Below are 6,684 nucleotides of genomic sequence, written 5' to 3' on the forward strand. Positions count from 1 at the left end.
TCTGGACTCATGGCACTCCTCGAAGTACGACACCTCACCAAGCGCTGGCCCACCGGCCGCCTCGCGCTGGACGACGTCGGCTTTGAAATGCGGGAAGGGGAGATCCTCGGCCTCCTGGGCCACAATGGCGCCGGCAAGAGCACCATCATGGGCATCACCCTCGGCATGGTGCGGCCGGACGCCGGAGAGGTGCGCATCGGCGGCCGCAGCGTGCAGAAAGACCGCGCCGCCGCCCTGCGCCAGATCGGCGCCATCTACGAGGCCGCCTGCTTTTACGACTACCTCAGCGGCTGGCAAAACCTGCGCGTCCTCTGCTCCCTCTCCGGCTGGTGGGACGAGTCCGAGGTCAAGCGCGTCGTGCAGATGGTCAATCTGGGCCGCGCCATTCATCACAAGACCTCCACCTACAGCCACGGCATGCGCCAGCGCCTCGCCCTAGCCCAGGCCCTCCTGCCCCAGCCCAAGATCCTCCTTCTCGACGAACCCACCGACGGCCTCGATCCCGAAGGCATCCGCGAGTTCCGCGAGCTCATCCTCCACCTGCGCAAGCACCACGGCATGACCATCATGCTCAACTCCCACCTCCTCGGCGAGGTCGAGCAGATGTGCGACCGCTGCGTCATCCTCAAGGACGGCAAAAAAGTCTTTGAGGGCCCCGTGCCCTCCCAGGAAAAATCCCGCCGCATGTTCCAGCTCGAAACCAACGACATCGGTCTCGCCCGCGAGGTGCTCTCCCGCAGCGGCGCCACCATGGACAAGCACGGCATCGTGGAAGTCCCCCTCAACATGGAGCCGCACGAGCTCGTCGCCGCCCTCGTCACCGGTCGCGTGCAGGTCCACTCCTGGCAGCCCCACCGCCGCTCGCTCGAAGAATTTTACCTGGGCCTCTCCTCACGATCATGATGCTCTTCCTCCAGCAGTGGTTTGGCGAGCTCTTGAAGCTCTTCGCACGTCAGCGCACCTACATCGGCTTTGGCGCGTTTGTCGCGCTGGAGATCCTCATTCTCCTGCTCATCAAAAAATTCGGCATGGGGCCCATCCAAAAAGCCATCGTGGGTTCGGGTCAGAGCTTCGAGTATTATTTCTCCGCCCTCACCGTCGCCAGCACCATCATGGGCTTTGCCATCTTCCTGCTGGGCGCTCTGTTTCTCAGCCTTGTGGCCGGAGACATCGTGGCCAAGGAAGGGGAGGACGGTCACATGCGCCTGTTGCTGGCGCGCCCCGTCAGCCGGTTCCGTCTGCTGCTGCTCAAGTATCTCACCTGCACCGGCTATGCCTTTCTGCTCGTGCAGTTCTTCGCCTGGACCTCCTTTTTCCTCGGCCTCATTCTGCGCGGCTGGGGCGGCGGCTACTTCGCCATCGTGCCGGAGGTTTCCGTCGTGGCGTTTTATGACTGGGGGCCGGGCTTGGCGCGTTATGCGCTCAGCTCGCTCTACCTCGGTGTCAGCATGACGGTCATCAGCAGCATCGCATTCTTTCTCTCCTGCTTCCGCATCAAGCCCGCTGCCGCCACCATCGGCGCACTCACTTATGTGCTGGTGGACTTCATCATGCGAAACAGCGGCTTCATGGAAAACTACCAGCACCTGCTGGTCACCAAGCACATGGCCGCATGGGGCCGCATCCTCGCCGAAAACATCGACTGGCCGCTTGTCTGGCGTGGCTATGCGGTGATCCTGGCCGTAAACATCACCCTCTTCACTCTCGGCTACGCCGTGTTTGAATCCAGAGACCTAAAATCATGAACGTCATCAACAACATCCGCCAGCTGCGCTCGTGGAGCACCATCAACAAAGGCACCCGCTGCGTCTTTGTGCCCACCATGGGTGCTCTGCATGAGGGTCACGCCGCACTCATCCGTGCCGCACGCGAGATCGCCGGCCCGGCCGGCAATGTGGCCGTCAGCATCTTCGTCAATCCTCTCCAGTTTGGCCCCAACGAGGATTTCTCCAAATACCCCCGCACCCTCATCGAGGACCTCGGCCTCTGCCGCGACAATGGCGCGGACATGATCTTTGCCCCCAAGGCCGAAGATCTCTACCCCGCAGACCGCAGCATCGTCATGCACGAGACCAGCCTTTCCAAGATGCTCTGCGGTGCCAGCCGTCCCGGCCACTTCGACGGCGTCTGCATGGTCGTCGCCAAGCTGTTCAATCTCGTCCAGTGCGACGACGCCGTCTTTGGCAAAAAAGACTTCCAGCAGCTCGCCATCATCCGCCGCATGGTGCGGGATCTCGACTTCAATGTGGTCCTCCACGGCATCGAAACCGTGCGCGAGTCCGACGGCCTCGCCATGAGCAGCCGCAACCGCTACCTCACTCCCGAAGAGCGCGCCCAGGCCCCCGCCATCCGCGCCGCTCTTCTGGCCGCACGTGATGCCTGGAAAGCCGGCGAGAGCAATCCCGCCGCCCTGCAGCAGCTCATCACCCGCCAGCTTGAGGCTAAGGCCCCGCTCGGTCGCATCGACTACGTCACCGTGGCAGACGCCGTCAACCTTCAGCCCATCAGCGCCGGGACCGAGCACGTCGTCATCGCCGCTGCCGTCTTCTTCGGAGCCGCACGCCTCATCGACAACATCGAGCTCAAGTAACCTCCGCGCGCATTTCCTCCATGTCCGAGATTCCGCCGAGCCACAGCGACGAAGGCTACGACTTCGAGATCATCCGCCGTGTCTGGGGGCTGGCCCAGGTCATCCCTGGCAACGACCCCGAAGTCTGGCGCAAAGACGAGTTCGGCGCGTGGATTCACCGCGCCGACTACCGCAACCGCCACTCCGACTACGGCTGGGAGATCGCCGACTACGGCTACAGCCGCCGCAGCCTCGGCCTCGCCTCACTGCGCCCCATGCAGTGGCAGAACTACCTCGACTTCATGGTCGCCGCCCGCAATCAAGCCGTCATCACCGCCGACGGCCTCCGCAACGCCCGCAGGCTGCTCTAGAAGTGTTCCCAGACAATGCTTCCAAACACTGACACCGCATGTCCGCCCGTGGGATGGGGGTAGGCTCTGCGGCGTTGAAGCGCAAGGCGTCTCATTTGGAGTGCGGTCGCGAAGTGAGGCACGAACGCAGCTACCGCTTTCCGCAGGCTGGACGGCTGGCTGAGGCCGAATCACTTTCAACACCCCGCGTTCGACACACGCTTGCCTCGTGCATGTGTGACATCTCCAAAACCTGTCGCATGTCATGTCTGCGGATCATCCCACACATCGAGCAATAGCTGGCGTGCTATGCTGCAAAGTCTATGGCGACGGGATTGCAGACCGTTTCCAAAGCGCCATTAAATCACGTACTAACTCTTGCGACTCCCCATGCCGGGCATTGCTGCCTCCGAAAGCCCGTAGGGCTGGCACAATTGTAGCCGTGGGTGCCAACCCACGGTAACCGCCCTGCGCAGTGTTCCCTCCCGTGGAACCGCGTAGCGGTGCCACCAATGGATCGCACGCGCTATCCCTGCCCACATCCCGAAAGTCCGCCCTCCCGCTGTCGTTCATACCGCAGCATGATCCGCCTCGCCTCCATCGCGCTGCTCGCCACAGCCACCGCCCACGCCGCTGGCACCGACTTCGCCAAAGACGTCTATCCCGTCCTTCAGCGCGCCTGCTTCGAGTGCCATGGCGCAGAGACACACAAGGCCGATCTCCGTCTCGATACCGCCTCCCCTCAGCACCTCAAAATCGGCACCGATCTCCTCCGCCGTGTCGCCCTGCCCAAAGAAGACAAAGAGGCCATGCCCAAACGTGGCGACCGCCTCACCCCCGCCGAGATCTCCCATCTGCGCGATTGGATCGCTGCCGGTGCCCAATGGCCCGACAAACTCGAAACCCTCAGGCACTGGAGCTACATCCCACCTCAGCGCCCTACACTCCCCACCGTCAAAAACCAGGCTTGGCCCCACAACGAGATCGACCGCTTCATCCTCGCCAAACTCGAAGCCAGCAATCTCACCCCCTCTGCCCCGGCCTCTCCCGAAATCCTCATCCGCCGCATGAGCCTCGATCTCACCGGCCTCCCTCCAGCTCCCTCTGAAGTCGAGTCGTTCACGAAAGCTTACATCCAGGACCCATCATCCAGCATCGAGCATCTAGCCACGCGCCTCCTCGCCTCCAAACAGTTCGGCGTCCGCTGGGCTCGTCCCTGGCTCGACCTCGCCCGCTATGCCGACTCCCACGGCTTCCAGCGCGATGACCTCCGCGAGGTCTGGGCCTGGCGTGACTGGGTGGTCGATGCGCTCAATGCCAACATGCCCTTCGATCAGTTCACGCTCGAACAAATCGCAGGCGATCTCCTTCCCAATGCCACGCCGCAGCAGATCATCGCCACCGGCTTCCATCGCTGCACGCCCACCAATGTCGAGGCTGGCACCGAGCCCGAGGAAAGCCGCATCAATCAAGTCATCGATCGCGTCAACACCACCGGCGCTGTCTGGCTCGGCACCACGCTGGAGTGCGCTCAGTGCCACAATCACAAGTACGATCCCTTCTCCCAGCGCGACTACTACTCGCTTCTCGCCTACTACAACAACACCGAGAAAGAAGCCGAGCGCACCAACCCGGATGTCCCCGGTTCCATTCAGTTCAAAGGTTCGCCCCTCAAGATCAGCGATGCCTCACGCGCAGCCCAGCGCGCACCATTGTCAGCAAAGCTCAAGGAACTCGATGCCCAGATCACCGCTCGCCAGAAGCTGCTCGCCGCCGACAAAAAGGGCACTACATCCCATCCCGCAGCTGCAGGCGTGGCATCCTCTCGCATCAAGCCGCTCAAACCCACCGCCTTCATCACTGAGAGCGATGCCGAGTCCGAACTCCAACCCGATGGCAGCGTGCTCCTCACTGGCCCCGTGCCTGACACAGACACTTACACCTTCGAGTCCGAACTCAGCGCCGGAGAACTCAGCGGCCTCATGCTTGAGGCCCTCACCCACGCCTCCATCCCTGGAGACGGCCCGGGACGCGGCGGCGAGGCTCGCCCCAATTTCGTGCTGCACACCTTCGACTGCACTCTCACCACACCCGATGGCAAATCACAGCCCGTCACCTTCAAGACCGCGTATGCCGACTACTCGCAGAAAGGCTACGACGTTGTTAATCTGATCAACAAAGTTCGCAAAGGCGCCTGGGCCATCGGCCAGCGCTTTCATGAGCCGCACTGGGCCGCCTTTGAGCTCACGCAGCCCGTCTCCGTTCCTCCGGGCTCCAAGCTCAAAATCCAGATGGCGCAGAACTATGGCAAGGGCCTCGTCATGGGCTGCCTGCGCATCTCCAGCATCACCGGAGATGTCGCCTCATGTCTGCCCGAGGTGGAAGAGCCCGCACCCGTGGCCACCACAAAACGCAAAGGCAAAGCCGCCGCCGCAGCCCCCAAGGACCCCGAACTCGCCCGCATCGAAAAACAAAAAACTGCGCTGCAAAAGCAGCTCACCGAACTCGCAGACCCCACCACCGAAGTCATGCACGAGCTGCCGCAGCCACGCATGAGCACCATCTTCAAACGCGGTGTCTATACCGATCCCGCCGACCCCGTCACTCCCGGCGTGCCAGCCATCTTCGGCACCAAGCTCAGCGGCCCCGCCAACCGCCTCACCCTCGGCAGATGGCTCGCCAGTCGCGATAACCCGCTGGCCGCTCGCGTCACCGTCAATCGCTGGTGGGCCGAGCTCTTCGGTCAGGGCATCGTCACCACCCTCGAAGACTTCGGCGTCAAAGGCGCATATCCAAGTCATCCCGAACTCCTCGACTGGCTCGCCGTCGAGTTCATGGACAGCGGCTGGGACATGAAGCACCTCCTCAAAAAGATCGTCCTCAGCGCCACCTACCAGCAGAGCAGTTCCATTCACGTTCTAACCAGCCAGCCCACACCTCCGGAAATCATAAATCATAAATCAAAAATCATAAATTCAGCCTTCTCCACAGACCCTTCTAACTCCCTCCTCTGGCACGGCCCGCGTTTCCGCCTCGATGCCGAAACCATCCGCGACAACGCACTCGCCATCGCAGGCCTCCTCGACCTCAAGCAAGGCGGCCCGCCCATCCGTCCACCCCAGCCCGACGGCCTCTGGCAGAAGGTCGGCGGCCAGCAGTACAACTACGTCGTCAGCCCCGGCACCGAGCAGTACCGCCGCGGCCTCTACGTCGTCCTCAAGCGCGGCTCTCCCTATCCCAGCTTCATGAATTTCGACGCCAGCGCCCGCATGGCCTGCGTCGTCCGCCGCTCCCGCAGCAACACTCCTTTGCAGGCTCTCACCCTGCTCAACGACCCCGTCTATGTCGGAGCCACCAAGGCCTTCGCTAGACGTATCGTCGCCGAGGCCCCCAGCACCGATCTCGACTCCCGCCTGAATCAGGCCTTCCGCCTCGCGCTCGCCAGGCCTCCTCAGCCTCAGGAACTCACCGTCATCAAATCCCTCTGGGAAACCCAGTTCGAATCCGCCAAAGCCGACGTCACTTCTGCCAAAGAACTTAGCACCGGCATCGAACTCCTCAAAAACCTCTCTCCCGCAGAATTCGCCGCCTGGTACGCCGTCGCCAGCGCCATCCTGAACCTCGACGAGTGCATCACCAAAGGCTGACCCTTGAGTACGATGGGCACTCCTGCCAGTAGTGTTCGGCATGGTGTTTGAGGGGGGTATGTGACAAAAACGTTGCTGTACCTTTGGGCCAAGGGTGGCATGAAGTTGCTGATGGCTG

General features: G+C 62.3%; 5 protein-coding genes. All 5 read left to right on the plus strand.

The genetic code is table 11. The features are described from left to right. Positions 1 to 9: 9 nt before the first annotated feature. The 5 genes from HNQ65_RS12290 to HNQ65_RS12310 all read left to right on the plus strand — a co-directional run bounded on the left by HNQ65_RS12290 (position 10) and on the right by HNQ65_RS12310 (position 6,566). Positions 10 to 903 (plus strand): ABC transporter ATP-binding protein, encoded by an 894-nt coding sequence (locus tag HNQ65_RS12290; protein ID WP_184339820.1) that lies wholly within the window; start codon positions 10 to 12, stop codon positions 901 to 903. Continuing rightward, a complete protein-coding gene (locus HNQ65_RS12295; RefSeq protein ID WP_184339821.1) occupies positions 900 to 1,745 on the plus strand; it encodes an ABC transporter permease in 846 nt (281 codons plus the stop codon). Before HNQ65_RS12290 ends, HNQ65_RS12295 begins: the two co-directional genes overlap by 4 nt. Further along, positions 1,742 to 2,590 carry a pantoate--beta-alanine ligase gene (gene panC / locus HNQ65_RS12300; RefSeq protein ID WP_184339822.1) on the plus strand — a complete coding sequence of 283 codons (849 nt, stop codon included), beginning with the start codon at positions 1,742 to 1,744 and terminating at the stop codon, positions 2,588 to 2,590. The genes HNQ65_RS12295 and panC overlap by 4 nt, the downstream gene beginning before the upstream one ends. A 20-nt stretch (positions 2,591 to 2,610) precedes the next feature. Then, a complete protein-coding gene (locus tag HNQ65_RS12305; RefSeq protein WP_184339823.1) occupies positions 2,611 to 2,940 on the plus strand; it encodes a hypothetical protein in 330 nt (109 codons plus the stop codon). A gap of 560 nt (positions 2,941 to 3,500) precedes the next feature. After that, complete coding sequence (locus tag HNQ65_RS12310) at positions 3,501 to 6,566, plus strand: DUF1553 domain-containing protein (RefSeq protein WP_184339824.1); 3,066 nt, start codon at positions 3,501 to 3,503, stop codon at positions 6,564 to 6,566. Positions 6,567 to 6,684: the final 118 nt, after the last annotated feature.

The sequence above is a fragment of the Prosthecobacter vanneervenii genome, from assembly GCF_014203095.1.
Classification (GTDB): Bacteria; Verrucomicrobiota; Verrucomicrobiia; order Verrucomicrobiales; family Verrucomicrobiaceae; genus Prosthecobacter; species Prosthecobacter vanneervenii.